This is a genomic window from Synergistaceae bacterium (genome assembly GCA_031267575.1).
GTDB lineage: Bacteria > Synergistota > Synergistia > Synergistales > Aminobacteriaceae > JAIRYN01.
In genome coordinates this window covers 1-24655 of sequence record JAIRYN010000054.1, presented here as the reverse complement: position 1 = coordinate 24655, position 24655 = coordinate 1, and the positions used below count along the sequence as shown (strand labels likewise).

The 24655-nt window shown below is 51.3% G+C and carries 23 protein-coding genes and 1 tRNA gene; 15 read left to right on the top strand and 9 right to left on the bottom strand.

All coding sequences use genetic code 11. The features are described from left to right. Positions 1–143: 143 nt before the first annotated feature. On the bottom strand, positions 144–593 hold the full coding sequence (locus tag LBJ36_09270) for a hypothetical protein (GenBank protein MDR1379221.1): 450 nt from the start codon (positions 591–593) through the stop codon (positions 144–146). Between the two features lie 122 nt (positions 594–715). Between LBJ36_09270 and LBJ36_09265 the strand changes: the two genes are divergently transcribed. From LBJ36_09265 to LBJ36_09230, 8 genes are all read left to right on the top strand, one after another. Continuing rightward, entirely contained in the window at positions 716–913 is a 198-nt protein-coding gene (locus tag LBJ36_09265) for a type II toxin-antitoxin system HicA family toxin (GenBank protein MDR1379220.1), read from the top strand. A gap of 43 nt (positions 914–956) precedes the next feature. Further along, on the top strand, positions 957–1367 hold the full coding sequence (locus LBJ36_09260) for a type II toxin-antitoxin system HicB family antitoxin (protein MDR1379219.1): 411 nt from the start codon (positions 957–959) through the stop codon (positions 1365–1367). A gap of 320 nt (positions 1368–1687) precedes the next feature. Continuing rightward, entirely contained in the window at positions 1688–2086 is a 399-nt protein-coding gene (gene tnpA, locus LBJ36_09255; GenBank protein ID MDR1379218.1) for an IS200/IS605 family transposase, read from the top strand. A gap of 321 nt (positions 2087–2407) precedes the next feature. Further along, the gene (locus LBJ36_09250; GenBank protein MDR1379217.1) at positions 2408–2569 is read left to right on the top strand and encodes a transposase; all 162 of its coding nucleotides are present in this window, start codon (positions 2408–2410) and stop codon (positions 2567–2569) included. Positions 2570–2719: 150 nt separating this feature from the next. Then, positions 2720–4636, top strand: a complete 1917-nt coding sequence (locus LBJ36_09245) for an SH3 domain-containing protein (GenBank protein ID MDR1379216.1) — start codon at positions 2720–2722, stop codon at positions 4634–4636. 35 nt (positions 4637–4671) lie between these two features. Beyond that, positions 4672–5805, top strand: a complete 1134-nt coding sequence (locus LBJ36_09240) for an HD domain-containing protein (protein ID MDR1379215.1) — start codon at positions 4672–4674, stop codon at positions 5803–5805. Beyond that, entirely contained in the window at positions 5802–6749 is a 948-nt protein-coding gene (locus LBJ36_09235) for an RluA family pseudouridine synthase (GenBank protein ID MDR1379214.1), read from the top strand. Before LBJ36_09240 ends, LBJ36_09235 begins: the two co-directional genes overlap by 4 nt. A gap of 108 nt (positions 6750–6857) precedes the next feature. Continuing rightward, complete coding sequence (locus tag LBJ36_09230) at positions 6858–8810, top strand: hypothetical protein (protein MDR1379213.1); 1953 nt, start codon at positions 6858–6860, stop codon at positions 8808–8810. A gap of 86 nt (positions 8811–8896) precedes the next feature. Here LBJ36_09230 and tatC read toward each other — a convergent pair whose 3' ends face one another. From tatC to LBJ36_09210, 4 genes are all read right to left on the bottom strand, one after another. Continuing rightward, entirely contained in the window at positions 8897–9610 is a 714-nt protein-coding gene (gene tatC, locus LBJ36_09225) for a twin-arginine translocase subunit TatC (GenBank protein MDR1379212.1), read from the bottom strand. Beyond that, positions 9594–9809 (bottom strand): twin-arginine translocase TatA/TatE family subunit, encoded by a 216-nt coding sequence (locus LBJ36_09220; protein MDR1379211.1) that lies wholly within the window; start codon positions 9807–9809, stop codon positions 9594–9596. The genes tatC and LBJ36_09220 overlap by 17 nt, the downstream gene beginning before the upstream one ends. A 104-nt stretch (positions 9810–9913) precedes the next feature. Continuing rightward, the gene (locus LBJ36_09215) at positions 9914–11431 is read right to left on the bottom strand and encodes a 4Fe-4S binding protein (GenBank protein MDR1379210.1); all 1518 of its coding nucleotides are present in this window, start codon (positions 11429–11431) and stop codon (positions 9914–9916) included. 1 nt (position 11432) lies between these two features. Beyond that, positions 11433–12350 (bottom strand): DUF362 domain-containing protein, encoded by a 918-nt coding sequence (locus tag LBJ36_09210; protein ID MDR1379209.1) that lies wholly within the window; start codon positions 12348–12350, stop codon positions 11433–11435. A 250-nt stretch (positions 12351–12600) separates the two neighbouring features. Between LBJ36_09210 and LBJ36_09205 the strand changes: the two genes are divergently transcribed. From LBJ36_09205 to LBJ36_09175, 7 genes are all read left to right on the top strand, one after another. Next, positions 12601–12792 carry a ferredoxin gene (locus LBJ36_09205; protein MDR1379208.1) on the top strand — a complete coding sequence of 64 codons (192 nt, stop codon included), beginning with the start codon at positions 12601–12603 and terminating at the stop codon, positions 12790–12792. An 80-nt stretch (positions 12793–12872) separates the two neighbouring features. Then, positions 12873–12946, top strand: a tRNA-Ile gene (locus LBJ36_09200). A gap of 312 nt (positions 12947–13258) precedes the next feature. After that, positions 13259–16093 (top strand): preprotein translocase subunit SecA, encoded by a 2835-nt coding sequence (secA, locus tag LBJ36_09195; GenBank protein MDR1379207.1) that lies wholly within the window; start codon positions 13259–13261, stop codon positions 16091–16093. A gap of 77 nt (positions 16094–16170) precedes the next feature. After that, positions 16171–17997 (top strand): hypothetical protein, encoded by a 1827-nt coding sequence (locus LBJ36_09190; protein MDR1379206.1) that lies wholly within the window; start codon positions 16171–16173, stop codon positions 17995–17997. A gap of 44 nt (positions 17998–18041) precedes the next feature. After that, entirely contained in the window at positions 18042–19775 is a 1734-nt protein-coding gene (gene argS / locus LBJ36_09185; GenBank protein MDR1379205.1) for an arginine--tRNA ligase, read from the top strand. A 4-nt stretch (positions 19776–19779) separates the two neighbouring features. Continuing rightward, positions 19780–20079 carry a hypothetical protein gene (locus LBJ36_09180; GenBank protein MDR1379204.1) on the top strand — a complete coding sequence of 100 codons (300 nt, stop codon included), beginning with the start codon at positions 19780–19782 and terminating at the stop codon, positions 20077–20079. A gap of 39 nt (positions 20080–20118) precedes the next feature. Then, positions 20119–20610, top strand: a complete 492-nt coding sequence (locus tag LBJ36_09175; GenBank protein ID MDR1379203.1) for an L-2-amino-thiazoline-4-carboxylic acid hydrolase — start codon at positions 20119–20121, stop codon at positions 20608–20610. 463 nt (positions 20611–21073) lie between these two features. Here LBJ36_09175 and LBJ36_09170 read toward each other — a convergent pair whose 3' ends face one another. The 4 genes from LBJ36_09170 to LBJ36_09155 form a co-directional block, all read right to left on the bottom strand. Further along, positions 21074–21409: an AzlD domain-containing protein gene (locus tag LBJ36_09170; protein MDR1379202.1), complete on the bottom strand. Its 336-nt coding sequence runs from the start codon at positions 21407–21409 to the stop codon at positions 21074–21076. Next, positions 21402–22115, bottom strand: coding sequence for an AzlC family ABC transporter permease (locus tag LBJ36_09165; protein MDR1379201.1), 714 nt, complete (start codon positions 22113–22115; stop codon positions 21402–21404). Before LBJ36_09165 ends, LBJ36_09170 begins: the two co-directional genes overlap by 8 nt. A 454-nt stretch (positions 22116–22569) precedes the next feature. Then, a complete protein-coding gene (locus LBJ36_09160) occupies positions 22570–23739 on the bottom strand; it encodes an aldo/keto reductase (protein ID MDR1379200.1) in 1170 nt (389 codons plus the stop codon). 598 nt (positions 23740–24337) lie between these two features. Next, a complete protein-coding gene (locus tag LBJ36_09155) occupies positions 24338–24517 on the bottom strand; it encodes a hypothetical protein (GenBank protein MDR1379199.1) in 180 nt (59 codons plus the stop codon). Positions 24518–24655 lie beyond the last annotated feature (138 nt).

Genomic DNA, 24655 nt, shown 5'->3' with positions numbered 1-24655 from the left:
GCCATAACAATTTCTTTCTATTGAATCTCGGTGAACTTCTCTAAAACATCAGGTGTTTTTTCTTTTTCGTAGGCTTCATTAATCTGATCAGTAGTCAAAAGTTTTTCTTGGGCTTGCGCTTTGAATGCAAAATGCGCAATGCTTCAAATTAAAACAAACAAAAAACTCAAATGTAGCACTTTTACCTTCCGAGACACAAGAGTCTCTCCTTTCGATGGGCACCAGGGATCGCGCCAGTTGCCTTCGCGACCTTCCAACGTTATCTCGACATTCAGAACGACGCGCTCAATGGCCCCCCGCCCCGTTAAAGCGCCGTCCGCGTAAAGATCGCGAGACCGCTCGCGCATGAGTTCCAGATTTTCGGTTATGTCTTCGCTCGGGGATTTACTGTCGGACCTCCAGAACAGTATGGATTGTTTCGTTTTGCTGGCTCCGTGGTGTGAATACCCGGAATTTGTTACGCTTCTGATGTAGTCCAGTCTATATCTCGCGTTTTCTCGCTTCTCTTCTCGCTTCATCGCCCATATTGGCGAAAGTGCTTTAATCACTTTATCCACTTTATCCATTTTATCCACTTTATCGAAAAAATTCACGCGTCACCACCCTGGAAAATAAAATTCAGTTGAATATATTTACTATTTTATAAGTACTCCTTATTAATACGCATAATATAAGGAGTATAATTAATTACATACACAGAAAGGAGGTAGTTACCATCAATCAGGATGAGGTAGCAAAAATTCTTAAAAAGGCCGGTTGGATCGATACCGGTAAAGGCAAGGGGAGCCACAAGGTTTTTATAAGTCCTGACGGTAAGGCAGTTACGACAGTCCCCAAACCTAAAACAGCAGACATCCCGCCGGGGACTTTGGCGAAGATCAGGAAGCAAACAGGAACCAAAGAAATAAAGTAGCGGGGGCGAGTCTCGCCCTCACATTTCAGGAAGGAGACAAACAATGGAGAGAAACGAATTTGCAGTCTACCCAGCAATATTTGAATTGGACGGAGGGGAAATTACCATAACGTTCCCCGATCTTCCGGGTGCTATTTCGTGCGCGAGCAGCGAGCAGGAAGCTCTGTATATGGCAAAAGACGCCCTCGGCGCGTGGATCATAGCCAATGAAGATTTGGGGAATGCTATCCCAGCACCGTCCAAACTTAGTGCTATCGCCCACGAAACGGGGCAAACGACCTGTCTTATTGAGGTATGGCTTCCGATGTTCCGCGAAGAGCGGCGTGACGGCAGCGTAAAGAAAAATGTCACTGTTCCGGTGTGGCTGAATGCGCTCGCCGAAAAAGCGGGGTTGAACTTTTCTCAAATTCTGCAAGCCGGTCTTAAAAACACGCTCGGTATCCGTAACCGATGATGTTTAAAGAGGTGCGCCCTTAAGACGCACTTCTTCACTCTTCGAAGGGAATGTCACTTCATCCAGTTCAGAAAGACTTAAACGGTTGACTTTAAACGTCGCCATATTTCTACCACCTGTCATGCTGTCATGCAGGTGCGTTTATTTTATTGTCTGTCTTTCGACACGATGAATTTTATCCGCGCCTGCTGTTTTACGATAAAGCGATGAGAACGCCAACGGCTGAAGCCGTTGGATGAGAATCACAACGCCGCCAACGAGGGCGTTTGTTTTGTATTTGATTTCTTGCCATATGTTTACTTTTATGTTAAATTTCTCTTATGGCTTATCAACGATGGATTCATTCGAACGCATCTGTGTTCAATATTGGCTATCATCTTATCTGGTGTCCAAAATATCGGCGCAAGGTGCTTGTTGGTGATGTAGAAATACGACTCAAAGAACTTTTATACGAGAAAGCTGATGAGATCGATGTTCAAATTGCGAAGCTTGATATCATGCCGGATCACATTCACGCCTTTGTCAAAACGCGGCCTATAAACGCTCCTCACTATATTGTCCGACAGCTCAAGGGCTATACGGCAAGAGTATTGCGCTTGGAATTTCCTCATCTCCTGAAAATGCCTTCTTTGTGGACACGTTCGTACTACTGTGAATCTGTGGGGCATATTTCAGAGAAAACTATTATGAAGTATATCGAGGAGCAGAAAAATAAATGAGAACCTACGTTTTCAAACTCTACCAGGCCAAACGGAATAAACATCTTCACCATAAGATTAACCTTGCCGGGTCGATCAACAGAAGTCGAGGACTTGGAGGACTTGAATATGAAAGCTATGCAAGGCATGTGGGGGTCGTAAAATATCTGATTTAGGACACGCTCAATTTCCCGGTATTCTTTCGTGGGAGATGTACAAGAACGGCAATCAGGGAACAAAAATCGACAGGTTCTATAGGTTCTATCCTTCGTCAAAAACCTGTTCGTCCTGTTTTGATGTTCTTCCTGAGTTGCCGCTGTCCATCCGTGGATGGACCCGTGGATGGACGGATGGACGTGTCCGAGATGCGGGGCGAAACACGACCGAGATATTAATGTGGCTATAAATATTATCAGAGTGGGGGCATCCACTCTTAAAGTCTTAAAGGAGAAGACGCAAGACCGGTTTCAGTCGGCTGTCTTTGTCGATCTTAGAATTCCATGACTTTAGTCGTGGAAGTATGTCAATAAAAATCTTATTTGCCAAACCGTGCATCTATGAGTATGATCTTTATCAAGTGAATTATTATTGATATATTGAACAGCTCGCTTTTCGTTGCGACGGTGGGATCCACTTCAGACGGGGGAATGTGAAATGCGTTGGATAGTGTTGGCTTTGGCTCTTGGCGCGGCTATCATGTCGCTGATTCATGGAGTGTTTGAAATATTATCCTCTTCCGGAAGCGTGGCGGGAGTCCCATTGGAAGCGTCCGGCGGTGCTTTCACAGGTTTTACGATTTTTCTGCTGGGCGTCTCCACCATTTTCGCGCTTGTTGGAGGAGTGTTGGCCTTCAATCGGCGTCGCGTCGGAGGAATCTTCCTTCTTGTGGCGTCCTTGATCTGCTTTTTTGCCCATCCCAACGTTCGCCACTATGGAGTGATCTATTTTCTGGGAGGGGTAGCGACCTTTTTCCTCCGTAGAGACTCTGAAGAGGATTATGACGAGGACGAGGATGACGAAGAAATCAACGACGAAGACTATGAAAAAAATGAAGAAAGCGAAGAAGATGATGAAGATGACAACCAAGACGAGGAAGATGATGATGATTATCCCCGCGGGCGTCCGGCTCGGAAAAAGGAGCGGGGACGTTTTCGGCTGTTTTCGTTCGGCAGAAAAGGCAGCCAAGGTAATAAAGCTAGTAAAGGTAGTAAAGAACGCGACGTGAAGATCAAACCTAAGGAAGCGTATAACCTAGAGAAGGAAAACCTCGTAAAACTGAACGACTCGCTGAAGAGCAGATCTTCCAAAGTGTGTCCCGTTTGCGGGGCCAGTGTCGGAATCAATCACAAATTTTGTTACAACTGCGGGGCGCAACTATACACGACATCTCTGGATCCCACTCCCTCTTACGACCTACTCTCTTCCCCCACGATCATGTCTCTGGAAGAAGAAAACCTGCGGGAAAGCGCATCGACCGCCCCGCCCTTCAAAGATTTTCAGCCGGTTTTCCCCTCCGACACGTCGCCCAGATCCGGCGTAACACAGGAGCCGGAGTGGGACGACCAACAGGAAGATATGAATGAGGACGAAGACGAGGAAGAAGAGAGTGCCGAGACAAGGGGAAGCCAGGAGAAGGAAACTTCGTCTCCTTACCCCCATCGAGTTTTTGTCAAGTCGACGGAGGAGGAACAGCCCATTCTTAAACGCCCATTGATCATCAATCCCGATCGCTCATACCGGGAATTTTCCGATTATACGCGGCGGCGTAAACGAAGACGCCATTCGTTGGCTCGGCGTGTCGTGGGCCTTTCGATCCTCGCCTTGGCCGTGGGAGGTTCGGTGTGGTTCCTGCTGGGTCTGGGTCGGGTCCCTGATAGCGATTTCGAACCTGATCCTATCATAAGCCTCATCCCGGAGCCTCCTGACCCCTACCCCAATCTCGGTGATAATCTGGAGAACCCAGTTTTGCCGGCGGTGCAAATTATTCCACCATCACGAGGGGTGGTGACAGGAACCAACGTCAACATCCGGCCGGATCATTCGGTTTCCGGTACGGTCATCACCAGGTTGAACGCGAACACGCGGGTGGAGATACTGAGTTCTTGGGAGGGAACTTCAGGTAGCCTTACGGGGCCTTGGTTCCAGGTCCGCATGGGAGGCCGAGAAGGTTGGATTTATGGACAGTACCTCCAGCCCTTGGACGGGCGGGAGAGCACGCTACCCGAAGGTTACACCACTTCTTTGTTGAAATCTCTCGGATCGAGCAAAGAAGATTTGGCGAGAGAACTGGGTCAGCCCACGCGGCAAACGTCGACGACTTTGACCTGGACGGGCCTGGCAGTGAACTTCAGAGGAGACTCGGAGATTACCCGTTTACAAATTACGAACGCCAGGCATGTTTTGCTGAACGGGTTGGCAGTGGGTATGGCCGATGACGCTCTTTACAGAAACGTGGGGTATCCGTCGGATTATAGATCCGGGCAGCTTCGCTATATTGAGAATGGCAACCAGGGCATATCCGTCAGAATGCAGAACGGAAGAGTTATGGCGATCACAGTGGGCAATATATAAAAGACGTTTACGAAAATTTTGCGTGGGGTGAGATTTTGGCGGATCAAAAAGTAGAATCAAAAGAAAAGCGACGAATGACCACACCGGAGGTTAAAAAATTATCCAAGGATTCGACTTTCTATGTTCTGGGTGTAGTATCCCGTTTTGTACAGCGCAAGGACAAAAACGACAATCCTTTTTGGGATATCTCGATTATGGACGGTTCGGGGCAGATCGAGGGGAAAATCTGGGGAAACTCGGAATGGTGGAACATCGCCGACGACATGAGATACAAGATGGACCCTCTTTCCGACGAACGGATCAGAAAACTTGAAGGACAGACTGTGGGCGCCCAGGGGAAGGTGGTGGAGTTCCGGGAGCAAAACCAATACAACTTCAACGCCATTTATTACGTGGACCAGGAAAAATATCCGCCTTACAATTTCGTCAGGCGATCAGCCATTCCCCTGGAAAAAATGGAACAGGCTTTTCGGGAGCTGATCGAGAGTTGCGGAGAGGCGATGAAGGGTTTTTTGAAGTACCTCTTTTTTGAGCGAGATTTCTGGCATGCTTACACTACATGGCCGGCGGCGGTTTCTCTGCATCACGCTTACGTGGGAGGGCTTCTGGAACATTCTCTGGCTGTAGCTCGATCCACGGCGGGAATGGTTCAAAGCTGCCGGGACAGTGGGTATAATGTGGACATGGATGTAGCGATAGCCGGCGCTCTGCTCCACGACCTGGGCAAGCTGGAGTCTTATCGTCTGTCGCCAGCCCCCGATATGACTTTAGCGGGCAGCGTGGTTGACCATATTGTCTTGGGGTACCATCGCTTTATGACCTTGACGGAAGATTACGCGAGAGATCACGGCAAGAACCGTGAGGCAGAAAAACTGGAGAAAAAACTGGATGAACGGACCGCGTTGGCGGTGGGACATATTCTGGTCAGTCACCACGGAAGCCGAGAATTCGGCTCGCCCGTTCTGCCGGCCACGCCGGAGGCCATGATCGTCTCCGCAGCGGATGAACTTGACTTCAAGCTCTATTGTTGGAAGGAGCAGACGTCCCAATTGGACGGCGGAAAAGAGATCACAGATTTTCTCCCATCGGTTCAGCGGCGTCTGTGGAAAGTCCACGGAGTAGAAAAAGTAGAAAAAGTAGGGAAAAAGGAGAACGATACTCTTTCATGAGCTGCAAGATCGTTCTCACTCAGGATCACGAAGGGCGCAGGCTGGACCGGACCATCCGCTCGATATGGCCTGCGCTTCCTTTGTCCGTTATCATGCGCGCCATTCGAAAAGGCGAGGTGAGAGTGGACGTCACGCGGGCCAGAGAAGGAGCCCTCCGCGTCCAGGGAGGTCAGGAGCTTTACGTTCCCTGGGAGGAACCGGGAAAAGAGACGGATTTCTTCTTACATACTCCTCGGCACGACCGACCTAGACCCCTGGCAGTTCTGTGGCGCGACAAAAATATCGCGGTGATCGACAAGCCAGTGGACCTTCTGGTTCAACCGGACGTCAAAGGCGGGGACAGCGTCATCACCCGCGTCTGGGAAATATTTGGTTTCGGAGGGCCGGGATTCGCGCCAGCGGCGGTCCACCGTCTGGATCGCAATACGACTGGAGCCTTGGTGGTGGCCCTATCCGGTGAGGCTTTGCGGGAGCTGGAGCGTCTCTTCAAGGAAAGGCTTGTTTCCAAACGTTACTTGGCTGTGGTGGTCGGAACGCTACCGGAAAAAGGAATGATCGACGTTCCTCTTCTCAAAGACGAGGCCAATAATATCGTACGGACGGGCGCAGGCAAAAATGCCACAACATGCTACGAACGCCTGGCCGCAGGAGGAGGGTTATCTCTGGCATCTATCAAACTTTTGACGGGACGCACTCACCAGGCCCGGGTTCATATGACCTACGCGGGATACCCGATTCTTGGGGATAGGAAGTACGGCAATATCGAAATTAACCGTCGCTGCGGTTCCGAGGCCAAACGCCCGCTACTCCACTCTTATGAGCTGGGCTTCCCGAAAAAGTTGTCGGGGACTCTCGTGGACTTAGCGGGCAAAGTCTTCCGAGCGCCCGTTCCGGGTGATATGGCCACTCTTTTGAGGAAACGAGGTTGGTTCTTGCCTGAGTGACCGTCTACCACTGGATATCTCCATATCTCCGCATCTGTCACCTTGATTCTTAATTGAGATATAATGAGCGCGCATCTATTTGAAAGGACCCAGGAGGGGCGCCCTAGCATGATAGTAGAAGAAGATAATGTCAACCAAGACCTCAGTGGGCTTTTTGCCGTCGTCGCGCCAGATTTAGATTGGCGGGAAACTTTGACGCTAGATAGTTTTTTGTCCTTGACGAAGACTTCCGACCGGGCTTTTCTCTCGATGAGAGAGCGATCTCGTTTTATTCTCACTTACTGTGGGATGGCCAATGGCCCCGGAGGGTGGATCGTGTTGGGCGCGAGCTTGGAAGCCTCTAAAAAGAACTCAACTCAAGAAAAGCTCGTTCCTGTGGTCGAGGGAATTCCTGATGTCGCTTTCCTCGAAAGAGAGTTAAGCGATTCCCTTCGGATTTTTTACCGGTCTGGTATGCGCCCTGCGGTGTCTTTTCGTTCGCTTTCAAGCGGAGGGAAGGAGTTGTTGGCCGTCCGAGTCGAGTCGGCAAAGTGGTTTCTGCGTCCTCTCTGCGCGGGAACGGACTTCTCGCGAGACACGTATCGCCGTGTTGACGGGGTGGACGTGGCTTCTAGCTCTAAAGCCCGTTTGCGTATGGCCCTGGATGCTCTGGAACCCTTACGCGATGATTTTCCCGTCTCCGGGCTCTCCATCGAGGAACTGGACGCCACAAGTGTCGCTTCTTTCCGGACCGCGTTGCTCAAGCGTTTTCCTCAGTGGCAAGCGCTTTCCTTGGAGGATTTTTTGAAACGCTCCCTGGTCCTTTCACAAGAGGTGGATTATGAAGCGGGTTTTGAAAAAAAATTCAGCAGGGTAACGCGTGCCGGCCAACTTCTTTTGGGGAAAAAGGACGTTTTAGCGCGAATTACCTGGAAAGCGAATACAGTTACAATGGCGGATACGAAAATATGGGAGGCTCGAAATATTTGGACGGCGTGTGTGGACCTTTTGCCCCGTTTCCTGGAAGCTGTTCCCATAACCAAACCTTGCGAAGACGCGTTACGTGAGTGCTTCGTGAACACGCTCCTTCACGCCGATTACGATTTTGGCCACGTAGAGATCGTGCTGGGTGAGGAAACCGCTTTCTTTTCCAATCCTGGCTTACCGCGCGCGCAAACGCCAGGAGAAAGCGAAGCGCGGAATGGGCGGCTTTTGCGAATTCTTAAGTTGGCCGGCTTCGCCCGAGGAGAGGGAAAGGGGCTCGATGTCATTCGCGCTTTCGATGAAAAATTTGAACTCCTCTGGGATACTCTCGAACTATCCGCCGTGGCGGCATTGCCGCTGAAAATCACCGCCGCTTTGCAGCCTTTGGGCTTGCCTGTGGTCCGGGAAGGGTACGGAAAAAAAGAAGATAAGGAAGATAAGAGGGAAGATAAGAAAGAAAAAGGAAACCAAAGGCCAGAGCGATATTTACCGGCCGAAATTCCTCCGCTTTTGTTCAAACTGATGAGAAAAGTTCCAGAGTTGCCTGCGTCTTTCATCGACGTGCTGCGGTCGGATTCCTCTTCAGATATCGATTCAGGTACCGAGAACTTGACAGAGGAACCCAAAATTTCTTCAGAAGCCTTTCTTTTGGAAGAAGTCGACGCCACAAGCCTACCTCCTTTGAATGAAGAGCTTAGCTTAGAAGACGAGGACTTGGAAGAAGATGAGTACGAAGATGAAGATGAGTACGCGGAAACGTCTGCTGAGAACGCTGACGAAAGGGTGAACCTTCCCAGCTCTGCCCTGGCGCAAATGGTGCGGAATACACCTCGCTTGTCGCCGGTTTTGGTGCGTAACGCTATTCTGGAGCTGTGCAGCGAGTACCGAAGTCTTTCAGATTTGGCCTTGGCCTTAGGGCGTTCGGAGGGATCTTTGCGGCGGCACTACATTACGGTGATGATCCGAGAGGGGCTGCTCGAAGCAGAACTCTCAGAACGGATAGGACACTCGGACCAACGCTACAGAACTATCCCCGGCGGCTCCAGTGGTTCCACGCTCCTTCAGTCTCCGAAGAAAAGTAGGGATGGGAAAAAGTAGAGAAAAGCAGAGATAGGAAAAAGAGACGCATGGTCATGCGTCTCTATGTTCATGGCGCTATTCCTCGCGCTATTCCTCAATGTCCGTTAATGTCCGTTTCTTCTCAATATCCGTCCCAGCCCAAGAGCGCCCTCGAATAAAAGGTAAAGGGGAATTCCCATCATGACCTGGGAGACCACGTCTGGTGGGGTGAGGATACCGGCCAGCAAAAAAATCAGAAAAATAGCGTGAGGTCGGTAGCATGCCACCGTTTCGGGCGAAATTACACCCATCGTCAGAAGCAGTAAAAGCACCAAGGGCATCTGAAGCAGGAATCCTGCCGCCAGCATCAAATCAAACAAAAGCGCCAGGTATTCTTTGAGGCTCCATAGCCCCACTACCCCATCCCCCGCGCCGAAGGACAAAAAAAACCCAAACACCAGCGGAGCCATGAAGCGGTAGCACAGAAAGGCCCCCAACACAAAAAGAGCAGGAACCACGAAAAGCACTCCACCCGCGTAACGATATTCTCGGCCTCTCAACCCCGGCCACAGAAAAAGCGCTGCTTGAAGACAGAAAAATGGCGCGGTGCAAACAGCGCCCATCCACGCCGAAAGATGGAGATAAGCCATGAACTTTTCCGCCGGAGCGAAGGTGTAAAGTTCCACATCAAAGGCTGCCAGTGGAGCAGTCAAAAGCGTGACGAGGCGCGAGGAAAAAACAAACGACACGAGAGTCGTCACGAAAAACAACGCAAAAACAGCGATGATCCGCTTCCTCAGCTCCTCCAGATGGGATGTCCACTCAGGCGTTTCCGTCACCGCCGCCCTCCGCTTTATGGGATTCGGCCTTCTGGCTGTCGGACCCCTTCGGGCTGTCAGGAGCATTGGCGTTAAGAGCCGATTTGAACTCCCGAATAGCGGTTCCAGCGGCGCGACCTACCTCCGGCAAGCGTTTCGCGCCGAAAAGCGCCAGCAGCAAAACGATCAACAGGGCTATTTCGCCCATTCCAAGATTCAAAGCACCAACCTCCTTTTGATATTGTCCTTTTGATATTGTCTTTGATATTGTCCTTGATATTGTCCTTGAGCCTTAATTCTCAAAATTGTCCTTGAGCCTTAATTCTAAAACGGGAAATCGTTCCCCACGACTGCCGGCAGTGATGGTTTGTCCGGCGGTTCCGGGGGACGTATTCCCGGCGTCAGGGTTTGTGGTGAAACTCCCGTTACCGTAAAGACCTTGGGTTCCGCCGGGCAGACGTTCAAGCAACCTCCACACCCGATGCAGTAGTCGAAGTCGAAATGGGGAATGGTCAAAGAAGAACCGTCGCCTAGAGGAACCATCCGCAGGGCATGGGTCGGGCACACTTCCGCGCAGGCGCCGCAGGACTGACGTCGAGTGACGACCACGCAGTTGGGGAGCGTGAGGTTCGACAAAGCGACGCGTGTCTGCCGCTTGCCGTCGCGGGACAGCGAGAGTAGAGCTCCTGTGGGGCAGACGCGCCCGCACTCCGTACAGTTATACTGGCAATAACCGTAAGTGTAATCCAGTTGAGGTCGGGTGTCTTGGTCGGTCCGTATGATCCCCACGGGACAAGCCGAAACGCAGGCCAGGCAACCGATACAGCGAGAGGAACAATGGGAGAGGCTCACCGCCCCAGGGGGTAGAATCCTGTCGATAAAACCGGCGGCGTCGGAGCCGGAGAAATGGTCGGGCGCTCGGTTTCTCACGTTGCGTAGAATCGGCCCGGCTAGGTAGACAATGCCTCCTATATGAATGAAAGCGCTTCTCATCCGCAGAAGAAACGCTCGGCGCTCCATGTTCTTTTGGGATACCAGTGATCTTTCCGCCAAAGGGATGAAGCCATAGTCCAGCGCACCGAAAGAACAAGAGCCCACGCAGCTAAGACACAACACGCATCGACCCTGGTCCAGTGTTTTGCTCTTGGATTCGATGCAGTTCATGGGGCAAGCCCGCTCACAACTGCCACAGGAAACGCAGGTTTCTCGGTGGAGTTTCATGCCGAAAGGCGCTACGCGGGCGCATAGGCCGAGAAGCGTTCCCACAGGGCACCAGTCGCAGAAGCGGCGTCCCCTTAAAGCGGCAAAAGCCAAAATAACGGCGAAAACGGCCAGATCGCCCCAAACTAAAGGGCTCACGGCCGCTAATCCTTCCGTAATAAGGATAAAAACTCCTCGTACCCCATGCCCGAAGTTCGTGATCGGGTCCATAAGGGTGAAGAAAGCGGTAATATCCAAAAAGAATCCCACGCCCACCAAGAAAGGCAACACATACCGAACCCGCAAAGGGGTGATATACCTGTTCATTTTTCCCAAACGTCCCGGTCTGGCCGCTCTTCGGACCACCTCTTGAAGCGTCCCCAAAGGACAGAGAACACCACAATACCAGCGCCCGAACAAGGTGGCCACTCCAAGGCCGACCACAACCGTGAGTCCGAACGCGCCGCGCGCCAGTGCACCAGAAAGCTGCGCGTTCATCAGGACGACGCGCGGGTCTCGCCACTGTAAAAGAGAGGATGTGAAAACTCGGAGGAACAGGATCAAAACGCCTAGGGCAAAACACAAACGTACCCAGGATAAAAGTCTGTAACCCAGGCGCTTCCGTTTTGCTGTTGTCGTCATGCTATAGGACCAGTCGCTCGATTTTCAATTTTGTTAGATCGATCTGTCCAAATCCAGCCTCGGCGGCCAAGCGAATGTGTCCGATTTCTGATGGTTCGCGTCCTAACAGTCTTGCCGACGCGGCATCCGCGGCCACGACGTCGGGAGAGAGGATCTGGGCGTTCATCTCGGCCACATCCTCCAGGGAGCCGCCTCTAGGTCCGTGGCGCGTGATGACCCGGTAAGCGTCCACTATGCTTAGGTCAGGTTTGCGGGCATGGAGAAAATCCGCGATACAGGCTTGAAGGCCCTTGGAGTGGTACTCTCCTCGGTTCCAAACGCAGCCCATCAGGTTTTTCATGGCAATGCTGACCCCCGCGCCGCCGTGGTGTTTCAACACGGGGACGCTGATCAACGTGTCGCACTCCAGAAGCGCTTCGTGGATTCGAGTCTCCTTCAACACAGAACCCGCCAAACCGATCTTCTGATAATACCCCGCGCTTTCCGCTGGGGCATGAGTTCCGCCGGAAGACTTGACGGCCGCGGCGATGCCGCTGGTGTTCCAAGAACTTTCCCAGTACTCTATCGAGTGGTCCACCACCAGGACCCGCTTGGCTCCCGCATCCAGACAGTGCTTTATTACTCTGGCCACCAAGGCGGGGGAGGTGTTGGCCGCGGCGTTTTCCGCCACATCCCAGGAGATGTTGGGTTTGACCACAACGGTCTGCCCGGACTTCACGAACCGTCCCATGCCTCCAAGCGCCGCGACGCCTCGCTCGAACATCACCTCGGGCGACGCCCCCCTCAGCGCCACCAGATCGGGCCAACTCTGATCGGCCAGGGCTCGTGATACGCCACCTCGGAGTCCTCTAGGCAGAAATAGCACTCCAGCCCCAAGTCCGAGGGTCAAAGATTTTTTTAAAAATTCACGTCGTTCCATATAGGATTTCCTCCTTCATGAACAAACTTCATGAACAAACTTTCTCCTATTGTTTTTCGCAAAGGGGAAGTTATCGAGAAATTTCGCTAGTGTGATAATATTAACATAAATTACGGATAGATGAACGGATAGATGAACTTCAGTAGTAACAGCGACACTATTATTGTGAAGAATCTGTGAATTTGACAGTTGTAAATGAACGGGATAGAATAAGACGCTACTTCAATAGGAGGAAGGTAGAAGGGCGAGCATGAAAGTTTCTTTAAATCGAGACAAATGTATAGGGTGCAGTGTATGTTGCCAAGTGTGTCCAGATGTTTTCGCCCTGAATGAGGCGCTGGGAGTCGCAAAAATCCTGCGTTCGGAGACGAACGAGCCTTGCGCGAAAGAGGCGGAAGCAAGTTGTCCTGTTAGTTGCATTCGCGTTGAATCAAAGGTATAATGATTTTGTAGTGGTCTGATTGTGTTATAGTTATAATTTGTGTTTTAGCTATACTATAATTGAAGTCAATTACAATTGATGGGCCTATAGCTCAAGTGGTTAGAGCCACCGGCTCATAACCGGAAGGTTCCTGGTTCGAGCCCAGGTAGGCCCACTAAAATCTAAATCCACAGATATCCAGATCGATCTAAAACCTCTGCTGCGGCGGTGGTTTTTTCTTTTTTAGGCGCCTGTTTTAGGCGCCTGTTTTAGGCGCCTGCAGGAACTGTTAGCTGAAAGTCAGCATATGAGCAGTCCAGGAATCGCTCTTTGTAGACTCCGTTTAACAGATTCGCCATTACTCTATAACAGCGTAATATTCGACGTCCCTTAATGAGGGCTTTTTTATGGCGCGCTGTGTTGTGCGTTATAATGAACGTTATAACGAAACGTTGTATTTGAGCACAAGTTTTTGAGGTGAAGAATAATGTGGAAGAGTGTCAAAAGAATGCTTGGCCTTGACCCTAACGAGAGGGCTTTGAAAAAATATTGGGGTGTCGTCGAGCAAGTGAACGTCTTCGCCTCCGAGATGGAATCCCTGAAAGACGAAGAGTTACGCCAGCGAGGAACTCAACTGAAAACAAGAGCCTTGGAGGGAGAGGAATTCGACGACCTGCTGCCGGAGACTTTTGCCTTGGTGCGGGAGGCCTCTTGGCGGACCATCGGCCTGCGACACTACGACGTGCAGCTGATCGGCGGTATGACCCTCCACGAGGGGCGAATCGCGGAGATGCGCACTGGTGAGGGTAAGACCCTGGCGGCGACTCTGGCCGTAGTGTTGAACGCCCTCAAAGGAGAGGGGGTGCACCTGATTACGGTCAACGACTACCTGGCCAAACGGGACGCGGCGTGGATGGGACCGATCTACAGCTTTTTAGGATTGTCGGTGGGGGTGATCTACCCTTACATGCCGCCAGAAGATCGTTACCAGGCCTACCGGGCCGATATCACTTACGGCACGAACAGCGAGTTCGGCTTCGACTATCTGCGCGATAACATGGTCATGCACAAAAAGCAGATGGTGCAGCGTCCCCATTCTTTCTGCATCGTGGACGAGGTGGACTCGATCCTCATCGACGAGGCCCGAACGCCTCTCATTATCTCGGGACCTTCCGATGACAACGTGGAGCTTTATGTCCGGGCCGATGGGGTGGCTCGCCAGCTTAAAGAAGGCGAGGATTACGAAAAAGACGAAAAAGAGCGCAACATCGCTATTACGGAGGCGGGCATTCAGAAGTGCGAAAACCTCATGAAAATTCCCGGCCTTTTCTCTGACGCCGCGAAATCGGAGCTGGCCCACCGGATTGTCCAGGCTCTGAAGGCCCACCGCCTTTTCCAGCGAGACGTGGACTACGTGGTGAAGGACGGTGAAATCGTCATCGTTGACGAGTTTACGGGCCGCTTGATGGTGGGACGGCGCTATTCCGACGGTCTCCATCAGGCCATCGAGGCGAAAGAACGCGTCAAAGTCGGGCGTGAAAGCCAAACTCTAGCCACGATCACGTTGCAAAACTACTTTCGAATGTACCGAAAGCTGGCGGGCATGACGGGAACAGCCGTCACCGAGGCGGAGGAGTTCAAGGAAATATACGGCCTCCAGGTCGTCACCATCCCGACCCATAAAGAGATGATCCGTGCCGACAACCCCGATGTCATCTACGGCACGGTCATGGAAAAGTTCAACGCCGTGGCCGACGAGGTCGAAGAGAGAAATAGCCTCGGTCAGCCTGTTCTGGTGGGCACAACCTCCATCGAAAACTCCGAAAGGGTCAGTAAGCTCTTGAAGGCGCGCAAAGTGTCCCATCAGGTGTTAAACGCGAAACACCACGAGAAGGAAGCCAATATCGTGGCTCAGGCCGGACATCTGGGAGCCGTAACGGTGGCCACGAACATGGCGGGCCGCGGCACGGATATCATGCTGGGGGGGAACCCGGAGTTTTTGGCCAAGGAAAAGCTCCTGGCCGAGCGCCCTTCGATGGAATGGAAGATCAAAACACTGGAAGAAGACGACGTTTACAACTATTTCGTGCAGTACACCAATGTTTTCCCAGAGGACCTGACGAAAAACTACCTGCGGGACCGACGTCTCACCTCAGGGGAGGACGCCGCCTATTTCGTGTTTCTGCGGGACGCCTTCAGTCGAATCAAGAGCGCCTACGAGGATCACCTGAAACATTTTCACGTCCAATGTCAGGAGGAACACGACCGGGTGGTGGAGCTGGGGGGATTATCCATCGTCGGCACGGAACGGCACGAGGCGCGGCGCATCGACAATCAGCTCCGCGGTCGTGCCGGCCGCCAGGGCGATCCTGGAGAAAGCCGCTTTTACCTGTCTCTGGAGGACGATCTCCTGCGTCTTTTCGGCTCCGAACGCATCCAGGGCATCATGGGCAAACTGGGCATGACGGACGGGGAGGCCATCGAGTCCTCCATGCTCTCGAAGGTCATCGAGTCCTCTCAGCACAAAGTGGAGCAGATGCACTTCGATATTAGAAAACAGCTCTTGGCCTACGATAACGTCATGAACCATCAAAGAGAAGCGGTGTACGCCGAAAGGCGCACAATCCTGGAAGAAGAGGAGATCATCGATTACGGATGGGGAATCATTCAAGGGGTTCTGGAAGAACTTCTGGAGCGCTATTTCCCGGAGGAGGGCGATCCCGACCCGGAGCGCGCCGCCTCCCGCTTCAAAGCGATTTTTGGCCCCGGCAGCGAGACAACGGTAGCGCGGCTTGACAGTCACTCCGGCATGGAGGTTATCCGTGACGAAATTGTAGAATCCATAAAATCGCGTTACGACCAAAAAATTCTGAGCCTCGATCTGGATATGGCAAGTGGCCTGCTGCGCTACGTGGTACTGAACACTTTGGATGATGCTTGGCGCGACCACTTATTGGGCATGGACGAGTTACGACGCGGCATCGGCCTGCGCGCCATAGGACAAAAGGACCCGCTGTTGGAATACCAATTTGAATCGTATAATCTTTTTCAAGAGATGATGCTCCGGGTACGGGAGTCTTTTGTGGAGCAGTTCTTCAGGGTCCGCGTCGTTTCCGAAAGTGGAGGACGTCGCGAGCGGCAACTCTCGGAAGGGCGAGATTTTCATATGCCCGTTCCTGGTTCGGTACAGGGAGATCCGCGGCTTCAAGTGGGCGACGCCCGTCCGGAGCCCATCAAGAAGGGGGTCAAGGTGGGTCGCAATGAACCCTGTCCTTGCGGCAGTGGAAAAAAATACAAGCATTGTTGCGGTAAAAACGTCTGATGAAAAACCGTGACGTTAAAAAAGAGGTTAAAAAAGAGTAAAAAAGAGGTTGAAAGATGACAAGTTTTATGAAATTTATGAAAAAAATTTCGAAGAAAGGCGCGTGGTTTCAGCTAGCAGGCGCGGTTCTGGTGGGGTTTTTCCTTTGCGCGCGCGCGTGGGGATCCGAAGATTTCGCTTACGACATCCGTTCAATGATCCAGTTAAACCCCGATTTCTCGACTTACCCCGATTTCGACGGGGTGGTATGGTTGAAGCGGATCATCTACGAAATCGCCCCCGAGGGCGGCATCGAACGAAAAAGCCAATGGATTCTCCTGGGCCGTGACGGCCTGGCGCCGCAATGGCTGACCTGGAACGTTCTCGTTCCTAAAGGCGGGGAGGCCGAGATTCTGGAAGCGTCGGTTTATTCCCCAGGCGACGCTGAAAAAATCATGGACGTCCGGGAAATACCCCAAGATGGGGGTACCATGCGTTCTGTCGTTTTTTCTCAGCTTCCCGACGAGTTCATCCTCGTGGTCTCTTACAGGGAGCTTTTTCCTGAGAGACTTTCCGTGGATGACCTGGTCTGGGTCAGCGAGTCCTTGCCCGTATGGGAAGCGGAGATCCAGGTGACGGCGCCCGCGGGACATCCTTTTTACTATAATTCCAATCTGGATTCCGCTCCTGAAGCCCATAATGTGGATGATCGTATGCTTTATCAATGGCGAGTGATCAACGCGGCGGCGGACGCGCGTTTTTCTCTCAAGAACAGCCAGCGCAGTTTTGTGGCGTTTGGCACGAGAGAAGGCAGGGAGGCTGCCGCGCGATCCATTAAAGGTTTGGAACCCACGATTCTGCCCACGCCTCCCAAGGCGTTAGAAAACGCGCTGCAAGGCCGCGCGAAAGGTCATCTCGCGGACAACGTGTTGGAGTGGCTTTACCCCCAACCGGGCCCCCTCTTATGGGAGGGCCTGGCGCGGGAGATTCCGGCGGAAGGGCCTTGGACCCGCTGGGAGAAGCTGCTGTTGGCGTATCGTTGGTTGAGGGACGCGGGAGCCAATGTCCACCTTTTCTGGGAACTGCCTTATCGTCCTGGAACAAATGAACCCGTCTGCGAGACTATGGCGATAGGCCCGGTTTTGGAAATTGCAGAAGGACCGAAAGGAGCCGTTTTTTACTACAACATGGACGATGTTCCTCGCCTAGGAGAAAGTTCCATGTCTTTACGAGGAAAAATGCTGTACGGGGTTACCCCAGACGGAAAGCTAGAGGAGCGCAGGGTCTCCGACTCGGCCGCCGCCATGAACCGACTGAGCGCGAATTTCGATTTGAGCCTAAGCGAGAAGGGGATCATGACCGGGACGCTGAAGCTCAAGGCTCACAATGGATGGCGTCGTTTTCTATTCCCCAATGGTTTTACGGAGGACGGGTTCACGGCCGTCATGGAGACGTTGTTTCCTCAGATACCTCGTTATCAGAGGCTTCAGTTTTCGGAGGCGAGTAATGAGGGAGAGATCCTAGTCACCCTCGCGGAGACCCAGGTTATCACGGGAACCGGTGGGCGCCATATTCTGGCTTATCTGCCGGCATTAGTGCCGGGGTGGATCAAGAACTTGAATTCTGGCCCTTTCCCCTACACCCTGCGTTTTCCTTTTATGCTGGATGCCCGTTTTACCTTGGACTTGCCCGATGAGATGGAAAACGTGATGCTTCCCACCCCAGCGGAACGGAACATGGGGAAGGTGAAGTACACTGAATCCTACAAGCTCAATAAGAAAAAAGTATTGACGGCGGAGGCTCACTTGACCGTCGGAACGCCCGTGATCGCGGACGACAATGCGGTGGGGCTCACTGCGGCGCTCCAAGGCTGGCAAGCCTTCATGGCGCGCCCCCTGCCCGTTCAGTTGAAAGAGAAAAAATAAACGACTATTTTATATAGACGATTTATTATTGGAGGGGTTGCGATTTGTCTGAAATCATTTCGGGCAGTGCCATTGAAACTTATTTGAAAGCAAGCATTTCGAAGGCTGTCGAAGCCGTTGTCGCGAAGAAAAACAAAGTCCTGCCTCATGGGTTTTCCGCCAAGTCCGCGGAATCCAGAGCGGAATCCAGAATAGAAATTGAGCGCCCCAAGCGGGAGGGACAGGGCGACCGGGCGACAAGCGTGGCCATGCAACTGGCTAAACCTTTGGGTTTGCCTCCCCGCGCTCTCGCGGAGGAGATCGTCGAAATGTTAGAGAGTGACAAAAGCGACGCCATCGAAAAAATAGAGATCGCCGGCCCAGGCTTCATTAACTTTTTCCTGTCGAAAACGTGGCTTCGGAGCGTCGTGGTGGAGATTCTGAGAGAGCGGGACCGTTACGGCTCTTCGGACGCGGGAGCAGGCCGAAAGGTGCAGGTGGAGTTCGTCAGCGCCAACCCGACGGGGCCTTTGCATATCGGTCACGGGCGCGGCGCCGCCGTAGGGGACGTGTTGGCTAATCTTCTCGCCTTCGCCGGCTGGACGGTGGAGCGAGAATACTATATCAACGACGCGGGGCTGCAAATGGAAATTCTGGGACGCTCGACCCAGTCGCGCTACTTCGAGTTGCAAAAGCGTCCTGAACTGGCGCCCTTCCCTGAAAATGGCTACAAGGGAGACTATATCTATGATCTGGCAAAAGACGCGATCACGGAGAAAGGAGACCGTTTTCTCTCCCAGCCTATCGACGAAAGTTTGGCTTGGTTTAAAAATTTTGCCGGAAATGTGATCCTTGAGAGTATTCGCCATGACCTGGAGGATTTCGGCGTGACCTTCGACGTTTGGTTTTCGGAAAGCAGCCTTTATTCGCGCAACCTCGTGGCGGAGGCCATGGAACACTTGAAAAAACGTAACTACGCCTTCGAGGCCGACGGAGCGGTATGGTTCAAAGCCTCGGATTTCGAGGACGAGAAAGACCGAGTATTGATCCGCAACAACGGCATTCCTACTTACTTCGCCTCGGACATTGCTTATCACAAAGAAAAATTCGACCGGGGTTTCGATCGCGTCATCGACATCTGGGGAGCGGATCATCACGGTTACATTCCCCGCATGAAGGCAGGAGTCGAAGCCATCGGTAGGAAACCAGAGGACCTGGATGTTCTTCTGATCCAGTTCGTGAACCTGGTGAGAGACGGAACGCAGGTTCCTATGTCCACCCGTTCGGGGCAATTTGTTACATTGCGCGATGTGTTGGACGAAGTTGGAGTGGATGCCACGCGTTATTTCTTCCTCACTCGGCGCAGCGATAGCCAGCTTGATTTCGACCTAGAGCTGGCGAAGCGCCAAAGCAACGATAACCCCGTGTACTACGTCCAGTATGCTCATGCCCGCATATGCAGTGTCATGAAGGAGCTGCGGGAGCGAGGAGGAAGGCTTCGAGAGGGACAAGAGCCGGCTATCGAGGTTTTCAATAACGAAGAAACCCGGAAGTTGGTGGACTGCCTCGCTCTTTTCCCGAAGGAGATGGCGAACGCGGCGAAAGACTTGGCGCCTCACTCCATTACCAGTTATGCTTTCAACCTAGCGGGGTGTTTTCATTCTTTTTACAACACCAATCGTATTTTGGGGGAGGCTCCGCGAATCGAGGAAGGCCGTCTGACGCTGGTGGAAGCGACACGGGTGGTTTTGGCCCGTTGCTTGATTCTCCTGGGCGTGTCGGCTCCAGAAAGAATGTAGTTCAATGCCACGCCTACGTTGGATATTCATAGCCGCTGCGGCCTCGTTATTCCTTTTCATCACGGGAACGGTGTATTTTTTTGAAATTCAGAACATCCTCCGATTGAAAGAGCTTGTGGAAAAACGATCCGTAGAGCGGGAAGAAAAAAAACGTAGCGTGGACAGACGCAAAGAAGAGGTCAAGTTTTACACCACGGAGGCTGGGATTGTACACCTGTCGCGGGAAAGGCATGGTTTGACCCTCCCCGGCGATAGGGTATATGTGATCCTTGGCGCTTCCGCGGATATATTGTACTTGCGTTGATCAGGGGGATAAACGTTCAAGCTCAGGAGGGATAAGACGATGATTACGAACAAGCTGGGGTGCGTAGACGATTCTAAAATCGAGGATTTGAGGGCGGCCTTCGAACACCGGGCTACGTGGTTTTTTCTTTTGATTGACGAGGCAAGGAAGAAAGGGTTAGATTTGTCTTTCGCCCATGACGCTATTTTTAGATGCGGGTGTTTTCACGGCGATAACAAGTTTCCGCGCACAAATGACCTAAAGATTTTCGCAAAAGCCTTTGCCAACGATAACGCGGTGAAAATTTTCGAGATGGACGTCCAGGAGAGTACGGAAAGTAAGTTTTACGCCGAATTTCACTATTGTCCGTTGGTAAACGCTTGGCAGACACTGGGAGCGTCAGAGGAGTTTATCGGCGACCTTTGCGACATCGCGATGGATGGAGACCGAGGCATCATCAGCCGCTACGAGGATTTTGAATTTCATCTGGGCGGTGTCATCGCCAAAGGAAACGAGGTCTGTCAGGTCACAATACGTAAGAAGGCGCGGTAACAATACGGTCGCGTTACGATAAAGTGATGAAAAAGCCAACGGCTGAAGCCGTTGGATGAGATTGGATGAGAATCGCAACGCCGCCAACGGTGGCGTTTGTTTTGTATTGGATTTCTTGTTTTATGGCTTATCAACGCGAGATGCGGGGCGGAACACGACCGGGATATTAATGCGGCTGTAAATATTCTCAGAGTGGGGACATCCACTCTTAAAGGAGAAGACGTAAGACCGATTTCAGTCGGCTGTCCTTGTTGATCTTAAGAATCCCATGACTTTAGTCGTGGGAGTATGCCACGATCTCACGATCTCACTTTAAATTAGCGAAGGTTATGAAATCTTTACCTTCACACGAGTATACGCACACGAATACACGAAAGGTAGAATCACTGTGCCGGAGGACCATATGGCAGAGAATTTTAATATGTTCCAATACTTCTCATGAGGTATGCAAAACCAGCCAATCTTATCCCACAAAAAAGCGCAGCACGGCGGCGGCAACGATGCCGGCAATGATTGTTTTGTAGAGGCTTTTCGTCTTCCAGGCGACGAAAAACGTGGGAACACTCGCCATGAGGAAGGTATTGGAGGCCGACAGGGCAAAGGTCCTGGCAGCCGCGTCACGCGTGAAAAGCAGTTCAGGAAAGAGCAGCGCCGAGAGGATGGCCGGGACGATCAGCGATAGCCAGCGCGCAACGGCCAGTGGCAATCTGCGGCCGGACAGCAGCATAATGGGAAGTAGACGCGGCAGCACGGTCACCAACGCCATGCCCCCGATGATGATCCACAGACTTTTATCCAATGTGTTCACTTCCTTGCACACTTCCTTGTTCACTTCCACCGAAAAAAACTCCAACGGTGGCTCCGACCAGCGCGCCTATAAAAGCGGCCCAGGTTTTCAGCCCCAATAAGGTGAGTAATACTGCCGTCACTCCGCCAGCAACGGCGGCAATGATAGCGGGATAGCTCTGGCAGACTGGCAGCAGAAGCCCCGCGAACATGGCGGGCAGCGCGAAATCCAACCCCCACGCTTCGGGCCTGGCGATCAGGGACCCCAGATGAAAACCCGTGGAGACCGACAGTGCCCATGCGAGATATATGGTGGCGTTTAGCGTAATAGCTTCTGCTGGCTTGACGGTGACAGCGGCAAAGCGTGCGGAAAGGACGGCGAAGGACTCGTCCGTCAGTAGACATCCCGTCAGCAGGCGCTGCCGTTTTGTCCACAACGCTAAACTGGGCGCGATGGACGCCGACATCAGCAGATGCCGAAAATTGACGATAAAGGTTGTTCCTACGACTGCAACCGGCCCCGCTCCACTTTGAAGCATTGAGACAGCGATGAACTGGGAAGCGCCGGCGCAAACAAAAAGAGACATCCCCAGAGGGACCCAAATGACAAGCCCTGCCTGTTGACTCAGCAGGCCATGAGCCATTCCAATGGGGACACACCCCAACACGACGGGCAGCGCGTCCCAAAGCCCTTCTATTACGGAAGCGGAAATTTTCATTGAAAATCTCTCCTATTTCAAACGCTATCTTCGCTATATACGCCTGTATACGCCTATATACGCCTGATGGAGATCGACGTATGGATATATTGTAATTGACATAATCCCACGGCTCAAGTCGTAGGATTCTAAGATCGACAAAGACAGCCACCGAAGTGGGTCTTACGTCTTCTCCCTTAAGAGTCGATGCCCCGACTCTGTGGATATTCAGCGCCGCATTGATATCGCAATCATAAAAGAAGTCTAACATGAATTTAGAGACACGACAAAAAACAGAAACAAACACCGCTCGTTGGCGGCGTTACGATTCTCATCCAACCTCATCATCCAACCTCATCTAACCTTATCCAACAACGGCTGAAGCCGTTGGCTTTCTCATCGCTTTATCGTAAAACACGCACTATCAAAATTTACAAGATGTCTTAACGATGTTGACGTTTCCTTAGTCGTCTACTTAAGATTCTTCATCAGATTCTTCATCGTCGTTCACTGTTCCGATGTGTGGAAGCGTATCAAGTATCGACTGCAGATGCTTTAGTGCTCCAGGTATATCGATATTCTGTGGACAAATTTCCTTACACTTTCCGCAATTGATACACGCGGACGGGCGTTTACTCGGTTTCATACCGTCCACCACCATTCTCACTACGACAGAAGGTTCATAACGGCAGTCGTTGTATAGCGCAAGCAGGTTGGGAATATCCAACTCCTTTGGACATCTCGGACAGCAATACCGGCAGGCAGTACAAGGGAGCATGTCCGCAAGGCTTGCTATAATTCCCTCGTACAGTTTTTTTTCGTCAGCATTCAAGGGTTTATCTTTGCAGAAAGTGTGGATGTTATCTCGCACCTGTTCCATAGTCGTCATCCCGCTCAATATCACACCGAGCTGCGGCAATGATTGAAGCCACCTGAACGCCCACGCCGCTACGCTCTCATTAGGGCGTTCCGCTTTGAGTTTTTTTTCGTTTTCGATCGAGAACGCTGCCAATTTTCCGCCCCTGACAGGCTCCATTACCCAAACCGGGATGTCACGTTCCTTCAAAAATGCATATTTCGTTTTCGCGTCTTGCAAGAACCAGTCAAGCGCGTTGAGTTCAACCTGGCAGAACTCCATTTTATTACCGTGAAGTTCCATAAATTTCAGAAAAGTTTCCGTTCCGGCATGGCAGGAGAACCCGAAAAAGCGAATACGCCCTGCCTTTTTCTGTTCCAACAAGTAATCGACAATTCCCCACTTAGAGTTAAGATATGTCTTAATAGTGTTCTCGTTGACATTGTGCAGCATATAAAAATCGAAGTATTCCACGTCACATTTATGAAGCTGCTCCTCAAACACCTCCGCAGGATTCCACTCCGTTCGCCCCTCATAACCTGGAAATTTATTCGCCAGATACCAAGTGTCACGGGGAAAACGCGCGAGTGATTTGCCGATAAATCGCTCTGATTCTCCGTTGTGATAGCCATAAGCGGTGTCGAAGTAGTTTACGCCGTTCTCATAGGCATACGCGACCATCTCATCCGCTTCGAATGTGTTTATCGCTCCATTTTCGAGCGTTGGCAGACGCATATTCCCGAAACCGAGCGCGGATAGTTTTAAATCTTGAAAAGTTTTATACAGCACTTTGTGCCTCCGTTGATATTTGAAATCAAGAGATTGTTGACTTAAACTTTACAGATATGTTTTTGAAGACAAAATCTTGTTGTTAGAATATTTAACCGAATTTTCTACTTTGAAATACCTGTATTCTTCCTATATTCTTCCTACAATTTATTGAGTGCTCGTGATCTGAGCACTGTAATAGCAACATAGTCACCTCTTTCTCACCTTAATATTTTGGAATAAATCTTGATGTTCTGTTTCTACCCTGGCTTTATGAGCTTCAAAAGCTTCTGACATACTATTATACTTTAGGTAAGTGTTTTATGCAAATGTTATCTTTTCTGGATCTCAGCAATTTTGGCGTCTTTATCCAGGTGCTCACAGCGGCAATTTTGTCGTAAAACGTCATACTGACTGTCTGGGACATTGCACTCTCTTTTGACCGTTAAAGCGGCGAGCGCTCAAACTTGTTTTAGAAGGTTTATATATGTGTAATCTTCAATCAATATCTTATGTCAACACTATTCATTGTAACATAACTATTCATTACAATATAACTCTTCATTACAACACAAATTACGTTGCTTGTCATTAGTGGGTATTTATTCTTGTGTACGGTTCAGTGTTCAGCGATGAGGTCTTTTACTATCTCCTCCAGTTTGGACAATTTCGCCTCTTCCAAGAATTGATCGATCATCAAGTATATGCGCGTTTTCTGCTGATCTCTCGGAAACATCCCACTTCTTACGGGAGCGCCGAATTTTTCCCATACGGCGTCGAGCAACGCTCTTACCTTCACAAATCACTTCTCTAAAAAAGTCTGATATACCGGCGCTAACATCGCGTCAGCTTTAGCCATAAAATAATAAATATGAGCGACCGCAAAAATCACACTCAGGGCTGCGGTAATCATTATCTGATCTTTTTTTCTAAGCGA